General features: G+C 73.2%; 13 protein-coding genes. 6 read left to right on the top strand and 7 right to left on the bottom strand.

Annotated features, from left to right (window positions below):
- Positions 1-74 precede the first annotated feature (74 nt).
- Genes ACFP1K_RS25070 through ACFP1K_RS25055 form a run of 4 tightly spaced genes read right to left on the bottom strand, consistent with a single transcriptional unit; the run spans position 75 to position 5,759 of the window.
- Positions 75-1,241 (bottom strand): acyl-CoA dehydrogenase family protein, encoded by a 1,167-nt coding sequence (locus tag ACFP1K_RS25070; RefSeq protein WP_380757525.1) that lies wholly within the window; start codon positions 1,239-1,241, stop codon positions 75-77.
- Positions 1,228-2,181 carry a hydroxymethylglutaryl-CoA lyase gene (locus tag ACFP1K_RS25065; protein WP_380757523.1) on the bottom strand — a complete coding sequence of 318 codons (954 nt, stop codon included), beginning with the start codon at positions 2,179-2,181 and terminating at the stop codon, positions 1,228-1,230. The genes ACFP1K_RS25070 and ACFP1K_RS25065 overlap by 14 nt, the downstream gene beginning before the upstream one ends.
- On the bottom strand, positions 2,181-4,172 hold the full coding sequence (locus ACFP1K_RS25060; protein ID WP_380757521.1) for an acetyl/propionyl/methylcrotonyl-CoA carboxylase subunit alpha: 1,992 nt from the start codon (positions 4,170-4,172) through the stop codon (positions 2,181-2,183). Before ACFP1K_RS25060 ends, ACFP1K_RS25065 begins: the two co-directional genes overlap by 1 nt.
- 3 nt (positions 4,173-4,175) lie before the next feature.
- Complete coding sequence (locus ACFP1K_RS25055; protein ID WP_380757519.1) at positions 4,176-5,759, bottom strand: carboxyl transferase domain-containing protein; 1,584 nt, start codon at positions 5,757-5,759, stop codon at positions 4,176-4,178.
- An 88-nt stretch (positions 5,760-5,847) separates the two neighbouring features.
- Here ACFP1K_RS25055 and ACFP1K_RS25050 point away from each other — a divergent pair, with 88 nt between their 5' ends.
- From ACFP1K_RS25050 to ACFP1K_RS25030, 5 genes are all read left to right on the top strand, one after another.
- Complete coding sequence (locus tag ACFP1K_RS25050; protein WP_380757517.1) at positions 5,848-6,444, top strand: SACE_7040 family transcriptional regulator; 597 nt, start codon at positions 5,848-5,850, stop codon at positions 6,442-6,444.
- A gap of 88 nt (positions 6,445-6,532) precedes the next feature.
- Positions 6,533-7,186 carry a PadR family transcriptional regulator gene (locus ACFP1K_RS25045; protein WP_380757515.1) on the top strand — a complete coding sequence of 218 codons (654 nt, stop codon included), beginning with the start codon at positions 6,533-6,535 and terminating at the stop codon, positions 7,184-7,186.
- Entirely contained in the window at positions 7,183-8,175 is a 993-nt protein-coding gene (locus tag ACFP1K_RS25040; RefSeq protein WP_380757513.1) for an ATP-binding cassette domain-containing protein, read from the top strand. Before ACFP1K_RS25045 ends, ACFP1K_RS25040 begins: the two co-directional genes overlap by 4 nt.
- Positions 8,176-8,178: 3 nt before the next feature.
- Complete coding sequence (locus ACFP1K_RS25035) at positions 8,179-9,051, top strand: ABC transporter permease (RefSeq protein WP_380757511.1); 873 nt, start codon at positions 8,179-8,181, stop codon at positions 9,049-9,051.
- Between the two features lie 118 nt (positions 9,052-9,169).
- On the top strand, positions 9,170-11,383 hold the full coding sequence (locus tag ACFP1K_RS25030; RefSeq protein ID WP_380757509.1) for a thiamine pyrophosphate-dependent enzyme: 2,214 nt from the start codon (positions 9,170-9,172) through the stop codon (positions 11,381-11,383).
- Between the two features lie 7 nt (positions 11,384-11,390).
- Here ACFP1K_RS25030 and ACFP1K_RS25025 read toward each other — a convergent pair whose 3' ends face one another.
- A complete protein-coding gene (locus ACFP1K_RS25025; protein ID WP_380757507.1) occupies positions 11,391-11,960 on the bottom strand; it encodes a TIGR03086 family metal-binding protein in 570 nt (189 codons plus the stop codon).
- 33 nt (positions 11,961-11,993) lie between these two features.
- Complete coding sequence (locus ACFP1K_RS25020) at positions 11,994-13,142, bottom strand: magnesium and cobalt transport protein CorA (RefSeq protein ID WP_380757505.1); 1,149 nt, start codon at positions 13,140-13,142, stop codon at positions 11,994-11,996.
- Between the two features lie 116 nt (positions 13,143-13,258).
- Between ACFP1K_RS25020 and ACFP1K_RS25015 the strand changes: the two genes are divergently transcribed.
- Positions 13,259-14,032, top strand: a complete 774-nt coding sequence (locus ACFP1K_RS25015) for a M50 family metallopeptidase (RefSeq protein WP_380757503.1) — start codon at positions 13,259-13,261, stop codon at positions 14,030-14,032.
- Between the two features lie 4 nt (positions 14,033-14,036).
- Here ACFP1K_RS25015 and ACFP1K_RS25010 read toward each other — a convergent pair.
- On the bottom strand, positions 14,037-16,419 hold a 2,383-nt coding region (locus ACFP1K_RS25010), incomplete at its 5' end, for an SbcC/MukB-like Walker B domain-containing protein (protein WP_380757500.1).

The raw sequence follows: 16,419 nt of genomic DNA, 5'->3' as shown, positions 1-16,419 counted from the left end.
CGAGTGAACCGTGAGGCCGAGAACTTTGCCCGCTTCTGGGCAGACCTCGACCCCTTAGTCATCCAGCGGAAGCGTCAGGCGGGCATCCCGAGGTGGCGGGCGATCAGAATGCGCTGCACCTCGCTGGTGCCCTCGCCGATCTCCAGGATCTTCGCGTCGCGGTAGAAGCGGCCCACCGGGAACTCGTTCATGAAGCCGTAGCCGCCGAAGATCTGGGTGGCGTCCCTGGCGTTGTCCATCGCGGCGTTGGAGGCGACCAGCTTGGCGATGGCGGCCTCCTTCTTGAACAGCTCCCCGGCCAGCATCTTCTCCGCCGCGTGGTAGTACGCCAGCCGCGCGGTGTGCGCGCGCACCTCCATGTCCGCGATCTTGAACTGGATGGCCTGGTACCCCGCGATGGGCATGCCGAACGCGTGCCGCTCCGCGGCGTACCTCAGGCTCTCGTCCACGCAGCCCTGCGCCAGCCCCACCGACAGCGCCGCGATGGCGACCCGGCCCTCGTCCAGCGTCTGCAGGAACTGGGCGTAGCCGCGGCCGCGCTCGCCGAGCAGGTTGGCGACGGGCACCTGGCAGTCGGAGAACGACAGCTCGCGGGTGTCGGAGGCCGACCAGCCGACCTTGGAGTACTTCTTGGAGACGGTGAAGCCGGGGGTGCCCGCCGGGACGATCACGGTGCTGATCTCCGGCGCGGTGGTGCCGTCCGGCCGCTCCCGGCGACCGGTGATCGCGGCGACCGCGACGAAGCCGGTGATGTCGGTGCCGGAGTTGGTGATGAACGCCTTGGTGCCGTTGATCACCCACTCGTCGCCGTCCTGGACGGCGGTGGTGCGCATGCCGCCCGGCACGTCCGACCCGCCGCCCGGCTCGGTGAGCCCGAACGCGCCGAGCACCTCGCCGGACGCCAGCCGGGGCAGCCACTCGGCCTTCTGCTCGGGGGTGCCGAACCTGTGGACGGGCATCGCGCCGAGCGAGACCGCTGCCTCCAGGGTGATGGCCACCGAGGAGTCCACCCGGGCCAGTTCCTCAAGGGCCAGGCACAGGGCGAAGTAGTCGCCGCCCATGCCGCCGTACTCCTCGGGGATGGGCAGGCCGAACAGCCCCATCCGCCCCATCCGGGAGACGATGTCGTAGGGGAAGGCGCAGCGCTCGTAGTAGTCCCCGATCACCGGGGCCACCACGTCCCTGGCGAACTCCTCGACGGTCTTGCGCAGTGCCTCGTACTCGTCGTCAAGCCGGTGCATGATCTGGCTCCTGTTCTGAGGACATCGCCTGGACGACGCGGGACGGGCTCGGGCGGCCGAGCTCCCCGGCCAGCCAGGCGCTGGTCGCGACCAGGGATTCGAGGTCGACGCCGGTGCGCACGCCGAGCCCGGTCAGCATCCACACCAGGTCCTCGGTGGCGAGGTTGCCGGTGGCGCTGCGCGCGTACGGGCAGCCGCCGATGCCTCCGGCGGAGGCGTCGACGACGGTCACCCCGGCCCGCAGCGCGGCCAGCGTGTTGGCCAGGGCCTGGCCGTAGGTGTCGTGGAAGTGCACCGCCAGCCGCCCGGGGCCGGTCCCGGCGGCGGCGAAGGCGCCGATCAGCGCGGTGACGTGCCCGGGGGTGCCGACGCCGATGGTGTCGCCGAGGGACAGCTCGGCGCAGCCGAGGTCGAGCAGCCGGCGGCCGGTCCGCACGACCTGCTCGACCGGCACCGGGCCCTCCCAGGGGTCGCCGAAGCACATCGACAGGTACGCCCTGACCCTCATCCCGGCGGCGGTGGCGCGGGCCACCACGGGGGCGAACATCTCGATGGAGGCGTCCAGGCCCCGGTTGAGGTTGCGCCGGGCGAACGTCTCGGTGGCGCTGCCGAAGATCGCGATCTCGGTGACGCCGCGCTCCAGCGCCCGGTCCAGGCCCCGCTCGTTGGGGACCAGCACCGGGTAGCGGACCCCGGGGACCCGCTCCATCCGCTCCAGCAGTTCCTCGGCGTCGGCGAGCTGGGGCACCCACTTGGGGTGGACGAAGCTCGTGGTCTCGATGGTGGTCAGCCCGGCGGCGGCCAGGCGGCTCACCAGCCGGGCCTTGGTCTCCACCGGCACGATCACCGACTCGTTCTGCAGGCCGTCCCGCGGCCCGACCTCGTAGATCGTCACCCGGTCCGGCAGTCCCTCGGCGGGGATCTCCATGGGCGCGCGCATCACGACTCCTCCTCCGGGCGCACGACGGCGAGCACGGCGTCCATGTCGACCGGGCGGCCCGCGCGGGCGGACAGCTCGGCGACCACGCCGTCCATCGGGGCGGTCACGGTGTGCTCCATCTTCATCGCCTCGACGACCAGCAGCGGCTGGCCCTCGGTGACCCGCTCGCCGGGCACCACCTTGACCAGAAGCACGGTGCCGGGCATCGGGCTGCGCACCACGCCGTCGCCGGCCCCGCCCGCCCCGGCCTGGTCGCCGGGGTCGCCCGCCACGTGCGGAGTGATCGCCCAGGCGTGCCCGTCGCGGCCCAGCCAGACGGCGCGGCCGTCGGAGGCGCAGGCGTACCGGCGGGAGATCCCGTCCAGGGTCACCAGCACCTCACCGTCCGCGCGGCGGGCCAGCCGCGCGCGGGAGACCTCGCCGGAGCCGGCGGCGGCGACCTCGGCGCCGGCCGCGGGCAGGCCGCGCACCCGGACGCCGGTGGTGCGGTCCCGGGTCGCGAGGATCCACGTCGTCCAGGCGGGCTCGCCGAGACGCCAGCCGTCGGGGACGTCCCACGGGTCGTCGCCGGCCGCGGCCACCAGGTCGTCCTGGAACACCAGCGCGGCGGCGGCCCGCACGTCCCACGGCAGCTCGCCGGGGCCGTACGCGGCGGCGAGCAGCGCGTCCAGGCGGTCGTCGATCAGGCCGGTGCCGAGGTCCCCGGCCACCACGGCGGGGTCGGCGAGCAGGGCGCGCAGGAACGCGATGTTGGTGGTCACCCCGAGCACGGTGGTGTCGCGCAGCGCCGCGTCCAGCCGCCGCAGCGCGGCCGGGCGGTCCGGGCCCCAGGCGATCACCTTGGAGAGCATCGGGTCGTAGTCGCTGCCGACGACCGTCCCGGCCCGTATCCCGGAGTCGACCCGCACCCCGGCCGACGCGTCCGGCTCGGCGAGCGCGAGCACCCGGCCGCCGGTGGGCAGGAAGCCGTGCGCCGGGTCCTCGGCGTACACGCGGGCCTCGACGGCGTGGCCGCGCGTGCGCACCTCGTCCTGGGTGAACGGCAGCGGCTCCCCCGCCGCGACCCGCAGCTGGAGCTCCACCAGGTCGAGGCCGGTGACCAGCTCGGTGACGGGGTGCTCGACCTGGAGCCGGGTGTTCATCTCGATGAAGTAGCCCGGGTGCCCCGGCTCGTCTCCTGGCACGATGAACTCGACGGTGCCCGCGCCGGTGTATCCGACGGCCGCCGCCGCCCGGACCGCGGCGGCGCCCATCGCGGCGCGGGTGGCGTCGTCCAGCAGCGGCGACGGCGCCTCCTCGACGATCTTCTGGTGGCGGCGCTGGAGGCTGCACTCGCGCTCGCCGAGGTGGACGACGTGGCCGTGCGCGTCGGCCATCACCTGGATCTCGATGTGCCGGGGGTTCGCCACGAACCGCTCGACGAGCAGCGTGTCGTCGCCGAACGCCGCGGCGGCGGTGCGGCGGGCCGACTCAAGAGCCCGCGGCAGCTCCTCGGGGGAGCGCACGACCAGCATGCCCTTGCCGCCGCCGCCCGCCGAGGGCTTGATCAGCACGGGGTAGCCGATGGCGCGGGCCGCCTCGGCGAGGTCGTCGGCGGGCTCGGCGCCGCCCGGCACCACCTGGACCCCGGCGGCGGCCACGGTGGCCTTCGCGCGGATCTTGTCGGCCATCGCCTCCATCGCGGCGGGCGGCGGCCCGGCGAACACCAGGCCCGCCTCGGCGCAGCGCCGGGCGAACGCGGCGTTCTCCGCCAGGAAGCCGTATCCCGGGTGCACCGCCTGGGCGCCGGTGGCAAGCGCCGCCGCGACGACGCCCTCCATGTCGAGGTACCCGCCGGGCAGCCGTACGGCCATGTCGGCGTCGGCGACGTGGCGGGCGCCCGCGTCGGCGTCGGCGTACACGGCGACGGCCCGCACGCCGAGGCGGCGCAGGGTGCGGATGACGCGCAGGGCGATCTCACCTCGGTTGGCGACGAGAACGGTGTCGAACATGCCTCACATCCGGAAGACGCCGTAGCCGACAGGGTCCAGCGGGGCGTTGGCCGCCGCCGAGAGGGCCAGCCCGAGGACGGTGCGGGTGTCGACCGGGTCGATCACGCCGTCGTCCCACAGGCGGGCGGTGGAGTGGTACGGGTTGCCCTGTTCCTCGTACTGCTCACGGATGCGCCGTTTGAACTCGTCCTCGTCCCCCGACCCGGCGGGACGCACGGTGGCCAGCACGTTCGCCGCCTGCTCGCCGCCCATGACCGAGATGCGGGCGTTCGGCCACATCCACAGGAAACGCGGGGAGTACGCCCGCCCGGCCATCGCGTAGTTGCCCGCGCCGAACGACCCGCCGACCACGACGGTCAGCTTGGGCACCCGGGCGCAGGACACGGCGGTGACCATCTTGGCGCCGTGCTTGGCGATGCCGCCCGCCTCGTAGGCGCGGCCCACCATGAAGCCGCTGATGTTCTGCAGGAACACCAGGGGCACGCCGCGCTGGTCGCACAGCTCGATGAAGTGGGCGCCCTTCAGCGCGGACTCGCTGAAGAGGATGCCGTTGTTGGCGACGATCCCCACCGGGTGGCCGTGCAGGTGGGCGAACCCGGTGACCAGCGTCGGGCCGTACTCGGCCTTGAACTCCAGGAACCGGCTGCCGTCCACCAGCCGCCCGATCACCTCGCGCACGTCGTAGGGGGTGCGGGTGTCGGCGGGCACGATGCCGTACATCTCGCGCGGGTCGTGCAGCGGCTCCTCGGGCCGGGCCCGCTCCCAGGGCATGGGGGCGCGCGGCGCCAGGGTGGCCACGATGTCGCGCACGATGGACAGCGCGTGCGCGTCGTCGCGGGCGAGGTGGTCGGTGACGCCGCTGACCCGGGCGTGCAGGTCGCCGCCGCCGAGGTCCTCGGCGCTGACCTCCTCGCCGGTGGCGGCCTTCACCAGCGGCGGGCCGCCGAGGAAGATCGTGCCCTGGCCGCGCACGATGACCGCCTCGTCGCTCATCGCCGGGACGTAGGCGCCGCCCGCCGTGCAGGAGCCGAGCACCGCGGCGATCTGGGGGATGCCCTGGCGGGACATGGTGGCCTGGTTGTAGAAGATGCGGCCGAAGTGCTCGCGGTCGGGGAACACCTCGTCCTGCAGCGGGAGGAACGCGCCGCCGGAGTCCACCAGGTAGAGGCACGGCAGCCGGTTGTGGAGGGCGACCTCCTGGGCGCGCAGGTGCTTCTTCACCGTGACCGGGTAGTACGTGCCGCCCTTGACGGTGGCGTCGTTGGCGACGATCACGCATTCGCGGCCGCTCACCCGGCCGACGCCGGTGATGATGCCGGCGGCCGGGGCCTCGTCGCCGTACAGGCCGGTGGCGGCGAGCGGCGAGAGCTCCAGGAAGCGGGAACCGGGGTCGAGCAGGGTGGCCACGCGGTCGCGGGGCAGCAACTTGCCGCGCTCCAGGTGGCGCAGCCGGGCGCGCTCGGGGCCGCCGAGGGCGGCGGTCGCGAGCCGTTCGCGCAGTTCGCCCGCCAGGCGCTCGTTGACCTCGGCGTTGCGCTTGTACTCCTCGCCCTCCGGGACGGCGGCCGTCCGCAGCACAGGCGCCATGATGGCCTGCCTCCAATCCGGTTAACGCGCGCTAACACCGCCCTCGGATGTTAGTCAGCATTAACGTATTCGTCTACCATTGCGGCTCGTGACCGTTGTGCGGAGTCCTACCCGAGTTCCGGGCCGTAGGCGCGGGGAGATCCTCACCGCCGCGGCCACCCTGTTCGCCGCGCGCGGCTTCCACGGAGTGTCCACCGAGGAGATCGGCGCGGCCGTCGGCATCTCCGGACCCGCGCTGTACCGGCACTTCAACGGCAAGGAGTCCTTGCTGGCCGAGATGCTGCTCGACATCAGCGAACGGCTGCGCGGCTCGGCGGTGGAGCGGGTGACCCGCGCCGCGGACGGCGCCTCGGCGCTGGACGCGCTGATCTCCGGGCAGATCGAGTTCGCCCTGGACCACCCCGCGCTGATCACCGTGCACGACCGCGAGCTCGGGAACGTTCCGGAGGCCGAGCGGCGCCGGATCCGGCGGCTCCAGCGGCTGTACGTCGAGGAATGGGTCACCGTGCTCAGCGAGCTGTACCCCTCGGCGCGGCCGGCGCGGCTGCGCGCGGCCACCCACGCGGTGTTCGGGCTGCTGAACTCCACGCCGCACAGCGCGGGCGAGCTTCCCCGCGAGGAGATGGCCGGGCTGCTGCACCGCATGGCGCGGGTCGCGCTGCACACCTTCGTTAACGAGAGTTAACTTTTCCACCCTTCAGGAGAAAGGGGTTGTTCGTCTCAACTATCTAGATATATCGTTCACGTATCTCGATAGTTGGGAAGGTGAGGACATGAGCGAACCGCGGGACTGGCTGGGCCCCCCGGCCGTTCCTCCCGGCCCGCCCGGACCCCCCGAGGCGTACGGATATCGCCTGTGGGGCCCACCTGGGCCGCCCGGGCCGGCCGGCCCGCCCGGCCCCCCGGGGCCGCCCGGGCAGCACTTCGCGCCCCGCGTGCGGCGGGGCGACGTGCGCGCGGCGCTGCTGGCGCTGCTGCACGAGAAGCCGCGCAACGGCTACCAGATGATCCAGGAGATCCACACCCGCAGCCACGGCATCTGGCGGCCGAGCCCCGGGTCGGTGTACCCGGCGCTCCAGCAGCTGGAGGACGAGGGCCTCGTCACCGGCGAGGACACCGCGGGCAGCCGGGTCTACCGGCTCACCGAGGACGGCCGCGACCTCCTCGCGCGGTGCTCCGAGCACATCGGCTCCCCGTGGGCCGAGGTGGCGCGCACCCTGCCCGAGGAGATGATGGAGCTGCGCATGCTGTGGGGCCAGCTCAACGAGGCGTTCGGGCAGCTCACCCAGGTGGCCAACCCCCGACAGGTGGCCGCGGCCCGAGATCTCCTCAAGAAGACCAGGCGCTCGATCTTCGCCATCCTCGCCGACGACGGGGACGACGACGGCGCATCGAACCGGCCGGACACCGGCAAGGGGGAGAAGTGACAGCGAACGAAAGGGACGAGGCGCCGGCCATCGCGGTACGGGGCCTGAAGAAGAGCTTCGGCAAGGTGGACGCGGTCAAGGGCATCGACTTCGATGTCCGGCCGGGCGAGGTGTTCGGGTTCCTCGGGCCGAACGGCGCGGGCAAGACCACCACGATCAGCATGCTGTGCACGTTGTCGCGGCCCACGGGCGGCTCGGCGGATGTCGCCGGGCACGACATCGTGCGGGAACGCGACGAGGTCCGGCGCAACATCGGGCTGGTGTTCCAGGACCCGACGCTGGACGGCTACCTGTCGGCCGAGCAGAACCTCCGCTTCCACGCGGAGCTGTACGGCGTGCCGCGCGAGCTGGTCGCCGATCGCATCCGGCAGGTCATGGAGATGGTGGCGCTGTGGGATCGCAAGGACGCCAGGGTGATGACGTTCTCCGGCGGCATGAAGCGGCGCCTGGAGATCGCCCGGGGCCTGCTGCACTCGCCGCGGGTGCTGTTCCTGGACGAGCCCACGGTGGGCCTCGACCCGCAGACCCGGTCCGCCATCTGGGGCTACATCAACAAGCTGCGTCACACCGAGGACATCACCATCTTCATGACGACGCACTACATGGACGAGGCGGAGTACTGCGACCGCATCGCGATCATCGACCACGGCGAGATCGTGGTGGTCGACTCCCCCGAGGCGCTCAAGGCCAGCGTCGGCAAGGACCGGGTGCAGATGCAGACCGGTGACGACGCCGCCGCCATCGACGCCCTGAAGGCGCGCTTCGACATCGAGGCGGCCGTCCGCGAGGGCATGGTGACCTTCGCGGTGCACTCCGGCGAGGAGTTCGTGCCCCGCCTGTTCGCCGAGCTCGGCGTGCCGATCCGCTCGGTCAGCGTGTCCCGTCCGTCCTTGGACGACGTCTTCATGAACTACACCGGCTCCACCATCCGCGACGCCGAGGCCGAGAACGGCGCGACGGCGTGGATGCGGGCCATGGCGAGGAGGTAGGCGATGACCACCGGCGTCACCACGCCCGGCGTGGTCCGGGTGCACGTCCCCCGGCGCAGCGTCGGGCACGACCTGCGGGCCGTCAAGATCGTGCTGCACCGCGAGATGCTGCGGTTCGTCAACGACCGCTCCCGCATGATCTCCACGCTCATCCAGCCGGTGCTGTGGCTGTTCGTGATGGGCACCGGCCTGAGCACTCTGGTCTCGCAGGGGCCGTCCATGGGTGTGGACTTCCGCACCTTCATGTACCCCGGCGTGATCGCCATGACGGTGATCACGACCGCGATGTTCTCCGCCGGGTCGATCGTCTGGGACCGGGAGTTCGGCTTCCTGCGCGAGATGCTGGTCGCGCCGGTCAGCCGGTCCTCGATCGTGATCGGCAAGTGCCTCGGCGGCGGCATCGTGGCGACCGTGCAGGGTGTGATCATCCTCGCGATGGCCGGGCTCGTGCACGTCCCCTACTCCCCCGGCCTGATCCTCACGCTGCTCGGCGAGATGTTCCTGGCGTCGTTCACCATCACGGCGTTCGGCGTGAGCCTGGCGGCGCGGATGAAGAACATGCAGTCGTTCTTCGGGATCATGCAGATGGCGATCATGCCCATGATCTTCCTGAGTGGCGCGATGTTCCCCCTGGCCAACCTGCCCGGGTGGCTCGCCTTCCTGACGAAGATCAACCCGCTCACGTACGCCGTCGACCCGATGCGCCACGCGGTCTTCACCCACCTGGACGTGACGCCGCAGGCCATGCAGGCGCTCAACCCGGGCGTGCACTGGTTCGACTGGCACGTGCCCGTCGGGGTCGAGCTGATCATCATCGCGGCGATGGGGGCCGCGCTGCTCGGCGTCGCGATCGCCCAGTTCCGCCGGGACGGCTGACCCGGCCCGGACGAACCACGCATTTCCGCCGCGACGGACAGCGGCGGGCCGTCCCGGGGTGAGCCGTATCCGGCAAGCCCCGGGACGCGGCCCGCCAGGGGGCGACATAATCGGTGATGTGGCCCGCGACGCAGTCGAGACGCACTTCACCGAGTCGGTCGCCGCGCTGACGCCGGGGGAACGCCGTGATCCCGGCCTTCCCATCCGGCCCGGCACGACCTTGACCGGAGCCCGGTGCCGCGACCTGTTCGAGGTTCAGGTCGCCAGCCGGCTGCTCGACATCGCGGCCCGGTGGCTGCGCGAGCAGGGCGAGGGCTTCTACACGATCGGCTCGGCCGGTCACGAGGGCAACGCCGCGGTGGCCGCCGCGGTCCGGGCCACCGACCCCGCGCTGCTCCACTACCGCTCCGGCGCCTTCTACCTCGCCCGGTCCGCGCAGGCGGGCCGGCTGGCCGAGGAAGGGCTGCGCGACGTGCTGCTCGGGCTCGCCGCCGCGACCGAGGAGCCCATCGCGGGCGGGCGGCACAAGGTGTTCGGCCACCCCGACCTCGCGATCATCCCGCAGACCTCCACCATCGCCAGCCACCTTCCCCGCGCCGTCGGCGTCGCGTTCGCCATCGAGCGGGCCCGCAAGCTCGGCGTCCCCGGCACACCCTGGCCGGAGGGCTCGATCGTGGTGTGCGGCTTCGGCGACGCGTCGGCCAACCACGCCAGCGCCCTGACCGGCTTCAACACCGCCGCCTACTGCGCCTACCAGGGGCTGCCGCTGCCCGTGCTGTTCGTCTGCGAGGACAACGGCATCGGCATCAGCGTGCGCACCCCTCGCGGCTGGGTGGAGTCCGCCGGGCACCCCCTGATCCCCCGCTTCCGGGCCGACGGCTGCGACCTGCCCGAGGCGTACGACGTGGCGTGCCGCGCCGCGGAGCACGTCCGCACCCGCCGGGCCCCCGCCTTCCTGCACCTGCGCACCGTGCGGCTGATGGGCCACGCGGGCTCCGACGTCGAGTCGGCGTACCGCACGCCGCGCGAGATCGCCGCCGACCTGGAGCACGACCCGCTGGTGACCACCGCCCGGCTGCTCGTCGAGGCAGGGCTCGCGGTGCCCGACGAGCTGCTCGGGCGGTACGAGACGATCCGCGAGCACGTGCTCAAGCTGGCGCTGGAGTCCACCCGGCGGCCCCGGCTGCGCTCGGCCCACGAGGTCATGGAGCCGCTGGCGCCGCGCCGTCCCGCCCAGGTCGCCGCGCGGGTCACCCGCAGGGCGCCGGACCGCGCCGCGCTGTTCGGCACGCCGCCGCCCGAGCGCGAGGGCCCGCTCACGCTCTCCCAGTCGATCAACCGCACGCTGACCGACCTGCTCGGGGCCTACCCCGAGGCGATCGTGTTCGGCGAGGACGTCGCGCGCAAGGGCGGCGTGTACGGCGTCACCCGGGGCCTGCTCAAGAGGTTCGGCGCCGGCCGGGTGTTCGACACCGTGCTCGACGAGCAGGCCGTGCTGGGGCTGGCCCTCGGGTCGGGGGTGTCCGGGCTGCTGCCGATCCCCGAGATCCAGTACCTCGCCTACCTCCACAACGCCCTGGACCAGCTCCGCGGCGAGGCGGCGTCCCTGCGGTTCTTCTCCAACGGCGCCTACCGCAACCCCATGGTCGTGCGGGTCGCCTCGTACGCCTACCAGAAGGGCTTCGGCGGCCACTTCCACAACGACAACTCCGTCGCCGCGCTGCGGGACATCCCCGGGCTGGTCGTCGCCTCCCCCGCCCGGCCCGACGACGCCGCCGCGATGCTGCGCACCTGCGTCGCCGCCGCCAGGGCCGACGGCGAAGTGTGCGTGTTCCTGGAGCCGATCGCGCTGTACAACACCCGCGACCTGATGGACGACGGCGACAACGGCTGGCTCTCGCCGTACGCGCCGCCGTCCCGGTGGGCCGAGACGCACGTGCCGATCGGGCGGGGGCGGGCGTACGGCGACGGGCGGGACCTCACCATCGTGACGTTCGGCAACGGCCTGCGGATGAGCCTGCGGGCCGCGATCCGGCTGACCGCCGAGGGGTACGGGTGCCGGGTGCTCGACCTGCGCTGGCTGGCGCCGCTGCCGGTGGACGACCTGCTGCGCGCGGCCGACCTCACCGGCAAGGTGCTGATCGCCGACGAGACCCGCGCCTCGGGCGGGGTGTCGGAGTCGGTGATGGCGGCGCTGGCCGACGCCGGGTTCGGCGGGCGGGTGGCCCGGGTCACGTCCAAGGACAGCTTCGTGCCGCTCGGGGACGCGGCGGCGCACGTGCTGCTGTCGGAGGCGGAGATCGAGGAGGCCGCCCGCAAGATGCTCGGCTGATCCCTCTTCAGGGGCGGCGGCCGGTGAGGGCGAGGGTGCGGGTCTGCGCGTCGGCGTCGTCCGGGACCGGCACCGGGGCGGCGAACAGCCCCGTGCCGGTCAGCTCGCCCGCCATCGGGGCCAGGTGGTCGTAGGCCGCCGCCATCAGCCGGGGGTCGACGCGCTCGTCCACCCCGAGGGCCCTGGCCAGGTCCCAGGCGTGCACCGCGAGGTCGGCCGTCATCTCCCTGCAGTAGGTCCGGCACGGCACCGTCCCGTAGGACAGGCGCACCTCGCGCTCCAGCACCCCCGGCGCGGCGAACGCCGCCTGCGCGTCGGCCGCGGCGCGGTTCCAGGCGTCCACCGGGTCGTCGCCGAGGTGGTCGCCGTCGAACCGGCCGCCGACCTCGTCCACGGTCGCGCCGCCGAGCAGCGGGGGCACCCACAGCTGCTCCACGACCAGGTGGTTGACCAGGTCCCGGACGGTCCAGTCCTCGCACGGCGTCGGGGCGTCCCACTGGTCCTCGCGGACCATGCCGACGCGCAGGCCGAACTCGTCCATCCCGACGGCGTGCAGTTCCAGATCACGGTCTTCCATACCGGCGGACCTACCCCGAACCGCGGCTCGTGATCACAGCCAGTCGCGGCGCTTGAAGACCAGGTAGAGGGTCAGGCAGACGGCGCCCATCAGGGCCACCGCGAAGGGGTAGCCGAAGACCCAGCCGAGCTCCGGCATGTGGGTGAAGTTCATGCCGTAGATGGTGCCGACCAGGGTGGGGGCGAACAGGATGGCCGCCCAGGAGGAGATCTTCTTGACCTCCTCGCTCTGCTGGTAGCTGGCCTGGGTGACGTTCCTGATCTCCTCGTTCTGCGCCTGGCTCACCAGCGTGGAGTTGACGATCAGGATGTCCTGGAGCATCTGCCGGAAGTTGTCCACCCGCTCCACGACCGTGATGGCGTGGTCGGCCACGTCGCGCAGGTAGCGCTGCAGCTCGCCGTCCGCGCCGTACTTGGTGGAGCCCGCGATCAGGCCCTCCAGCATGGCGAGCAGGGGGCGGGTGGCGCGCTGGAACTCGATCACCTCGCGGGACAGGGCGTAGATGCGCCTCGGCGCCGCCGGGTCGCCGCCGAAGACCTGCACCTCGATCTCGTCGATGTCCTTCTGCAGGCCCGCGACCACCGGGGCGTAGCCGTCGACGACCGCGTCCAGGATGGCGTACAGGACGGCCTGCGGACCCTGGCGCAGCAGGTCGGGGTCGTCCTCCATGCGGCGGCGGACCTTGGCCAGGTCGGGGGCCTCGCTGTGGCGGACGGTCAGCACGAAGTCGGCGCCGACGAAGACGTGCAGCTCGCCGAACTCCACCTTCTCCGGGGAGTCGAGGTAGCGGGCCGCCCGCAGCACCAGGAACAGGGTCTCGCCGTACCGATCGGCCTTCGGCCGCTGGTGGGCCACGATGGCGTCCTCGACCGCGAGCTCGTGCAGCCGGAACTCCTCGGCGATGTGCAGCATCTCGCTCTCGGGCGGCCGGTACAGCCCGATCCACGCCATGCTCCCCGGCCGCGCCCGCAGCGCGGCCACCGCCTCCGACAGCGAGGGCGGCGACGCGACCCGGCATCCGTCCACGTAGACAGCGTTGTCCACCACGCTGTACCGCTCCGAGACCTCCCCCTCCCGCCCCCGGGGATCCATGGACCGCTCCGGAGCCACCTCCCCGTGCTCCCCGCCCCGCCCGCTCCCCCGCACCAACCCCCGCAACCCGCGCGTCCGCCGCTCCACCACGACCCCTCCTTCCCCCAACCGGTGTCTGACCTTAGCCCCCCATTCCAAACACCCGGTGAACCGTCCCGCCCTCCCGGGAAATCGCCTGCCGTACCCGATCTCCTCCCGATCATGGGATGCTATGTCCCGCCGTACGGGGGCCCATCGACGGAGGTGACACCCTGGAGACGCTCGACGCTCTCTGGTCGCGCCTGATCACGACACAGCCCGGCCCACCTCTGTGGATCATCCTGCTGGCCGCGCTCGCCGCCCTCGGCGTCGTCCTCCACCCCACCGCGTGGCACCTGTCCCGGGGCCTCATCACCGTCGCGCACGAGGGCGGCCACGCCATCGTCGCACTGCTCACCCGGCGCAAGCTCCAGGGCATCCGCCTGCACTCCGACACCTCGGGCGTCACCCTCACCCGGGGCCGCCCCACCGGGCCGGGCATGATCTTCACCGCCGCCGCAGGGTACGTCGCCCCGTCGCTGATCGGGCTCGGCGCCGCCTGGCTCACCGCCGCGGGCTACATCACCATCTTCCTGTGGACGGTGCTGCTCCTGCTGGCGGGCATGCTCCTGATGATCCGCAACATCTACGGCGCCATCGCGCTCATCACCATCGGCGGCGCCGTCTTCACGCTCTCCATGTTCACGCCGCCCGAGGTCCAGGGCTTAGGCGCCCACGCCGCGTCTTGGTTCCTCCTGTTCGGCGGCATCCGTCCCATCCTCGAACTGCGCCGCAAACGCCGCCGGGGCCGCGCCCCCGACTCGGACGCCGACCAGCTGGCCCGCCTCACGCCGTTCCCCGCCGGCTTCTACGTCTTCCTCTTCCTCCTGGTCTCCACCGCGTGCCTCGCCGTCGGCGCCTACCTCCTGGCCCCCATCACGCTGCCCCCGCTCTCGTTCTGACGGGTCAGCCCGGGACGGCGACCGACAACGTCGAGCCGTGACGATGCTTCTGGACCCTCAGCTGGGCCGGGACGCGGGACCTGAGCTCGGCCACGTGGCTGACGATGCCGACGGCGCGGCCGCCGTCGCGGAGGTCGTCGAGGATGTCGAGCACGGCGTCCAGGGTGTCCTCGTCCAGCGTGCCGAAGCCCTCGTCGATGAACAGCGTGCCGAGCTCGACGCCGCCCGCCTCGGCGGTGACCACGTCGGCGAGGGCCAGGGCCAGCGCCAGGGACGTCATGAACGCCTCGCCGCCGGAGAGGGTGGCGGGGTCGCGGTCGGTCCCGGTCCAGCCGTCCAGGACGCGCAGCCCGAGCCCGCCACCGGCGCGTTTGCGGTCGGCGGCCGACTTCCGCTTGTCGTACAGCAGGAGGTACCGGCCGCCGGACATGTGCTCCAGGCGGTGGTTGGCGGCGTCCACGACCTGCCGGAGCCGTTCCCCGAGCACGTACGACGAGAGCCGCGTGTGCTCGGTGTTGTCCGGGGAGGTGCCGCCGGCCAGCTCGGCCAGCCGCTTGGCGAGCAGATGACGCTCCTCCGCCGGACGCCAGTCCGCCAGCGTGACGTCCAGCGTGGCGGCGAGGCCCACGAGCTGCCCGTGCCGCGCCGCCGCCTGGTCGCGGGCCGACGCCCGCGCCGCGTGCGCACGCTCCGCCTCGTCGTGCGCCGCCTCCAGCGCGCCGAGATCCGGCTCCGGTAGGCCCGCCGCCGCGACCAGCACCGGGTCGGACAACGCCTTGCCCACCGCCACCCGCTCCGCGTCCAGCGCGCGCAGCCGCTCGGTCATCTCCTCCAGCGACGCCGCGGTACGCGGCGCCGCCCGGGCGTCCGCGACGCCGGAGAACCCGGCCTCCACCGCCGCCCGATCGGCCCGTGCCCACGCCTCGTCCGCCTCACCTCTCGCCGACTCCGCCGCCCGTCCCGCCTCCGCCGCGTCCCGCAGCGACTCGACCTCGTGCCCCAGCCGCTCGATCCGCGCCGTCAGCGACGCGTCCTGCCCCCGAGCCCCGTCGAGCACCCCCGCCAGGCGCTCGGCCTCCCCCAGCAGCCCCTCCCGCCGTGCCTTCTCGCCCGCGATCTCGACCCCCACCCGCACGACCACCTCCCCGGCCTCGGCCAGCTCCCCCTCCACCCGCCCCCACTCCTCGACCAGCCCCTCTTCCTCCCCCGCCTCGGCCTCCGCCCATCCCAGAACCCTCTCCGCCTCGGCGAGCACCTCTGCCGTTCCTTCCTCCGAGGGCTCCTCCACCCCCTCCCCGCCCTGAGAGGCGTCCGACTCCGCGTCCCGCCCGAGGGGGTTCGCCGTGGAGTGCCACGGCAGGTCCCATCCGGCGGTGAGCCGGGGACGGGTGAGAGCGAGGCGGGCGGCGGCACGTGCCTGGTGGTGGGCGGTCTCCGCCTCGACGGCGCGGGCGGCGGCCTCGGCGGCGGCCTGGAGGAGGCGGAACTCCTCGGTGCGGCGACTCCACCGGGCGGTGACGCTGGGGTCCTCACCCCGGGCGGCGTCGAGGGCACGGGTGAGGCGCTCCCGCTCCTCGCGCAGCACGACCTCCGCGGCCCGCCCCTGAGCGGCCTCCAGGGCCAGCTCACGCGCGCCACCCATCGCGTCCTCAAGCTCGGCCCGCACCTGAGCGATCTCGGCCACCAGCCGGGACTCCTGCTCGGCGGACGCGCCGAGCCGGGCCAGCTCCGCCTCGGCCTCCTGGCACGCCGCCAGCGTCTCCGCGACCGTCAGCCCTCCGGCCTGCGCGGCGGCCTCCTCCAGCAGGGACGCCAGCCCCGCGACCCGCCCCTCGGCCACCTGCCGCGCCTCCTGCGCCGCCTCACCACGGGCCTGGGCCTCATGCTCGTCCTCGGCGGTAGGCCCCGCGTCCTCCAGCTCGGCGGGTGCCGGGTGCTCGGCCGAGCCACAGACCGTGCACGGCTCCCCCGGCGCCAGCGCCCGCGCCAGCTCGGCCGCCATCCCGTCCATCCGGGCCTGCCGAACCGCCTGGAACCGGTCCCGCGCCTCCTGCGCCTCATCGATGGCCGCCCGCCGCTCCTCCTCGGCCTCCGCGAGCTCCCCCTCCAACGCGTCCCGCCGCACCACATGCTCCGCCTGAAGCACCGCCGCGTCCCGCACGACCCGCGCCCCCGGCACCCGCGCCGCATCCCCCCGCACCGCCACCAACCGCTCCTCAAGCTCAGCGACCCGCGCCGGCAACGCGTCCCGCGCCCGCGCCAGCTCCCCCTCCCGCCGAGCGACCCCCGACAACCGCTCCTCCAACTCGGCCAGCGCCCCCTCCACCTCCCCCCACCGCTCCTCATCCCCCCGCCGAGCCTCCAGCCCCACCACCTCCTCCCCGGCC

Source organism: Sphaerisporangium aureirubrum, assembly GCF_042658925.1.
Lineage (GTDB): Bacteria > Actinomycetota > Actinomycetes > Streptosporangiales > Streptosporangiaceae > Sphaerisporangium > Sphaerisporangium aureirubrum.
Note: the sequence above shows the minus strand (reverse complement) of the source record. Positions and strands in the feature narration are given on the sequence as shown.

Excerpts from the sequence above, each read along its gene's own strand:
- ACFP1K_RS25070 (WP_380757525.1), bottom strand. The coding sequence starts at position 1,241 with ATGCACCGGCTTGACGACGAGTACGAGGCACTGCGCAAGACCGTCGAG.
- ACFP1K_RS25065 (WP_380757523.1), bottom strand. The coding sequence starts at position 2,181 with ATGCGCGCGCCCATGGAGATCCCCGCCGAGGGACTGCCGGACCGGGTG.
- ACFP1K_RS25060 (WP_380757521.1), bottom strand. The coding sequence starts at position 4,172 with ATGTTCGACACCGTTCTCGTCGCCAACCGAGGTGAGATCGCCCTGCGC.
- ACFP1K_RS25055 (WP_380757519.1), bottom strand. The coding sequence starts at position 5,759 with ATGGCGCCTGTGCTGCGGACGGCCGCCGTCCCGGAGGGCGAGGAGTAC.
- ACFP1K_RS25045 (WP_380757515.1), top strand. The coding sequence starts at position 6,533 with ATGAGCGAACCGCGGGACTGGCTGGGCCCCCCGGCCGTTCCTCCCGGC.
- ACFP1K_RS25035 (WP_380757511.1), top strand. The coding sequence starts at position 8,179 with ATGACCACCGGCGTCACCACGCCCGGCGTGGTCCGGGTGCACGTCCCC.
- ACFP1K_RS25025 (WP_380757507.1), bottom strand. The coding sequence starts at position 11,960 with ATGGAAGACCGTGATCTGGAACTGCACGCCGTCGGGATGGACGAGTTC.
- ACFP1K_RS25015 (WP_380757503.1), top strand. The coding sequence starts at position 13,259 with ATGCTATGTCCCGCCGTACGGGGGCCCATCGACGGAGGTGACACCCTG.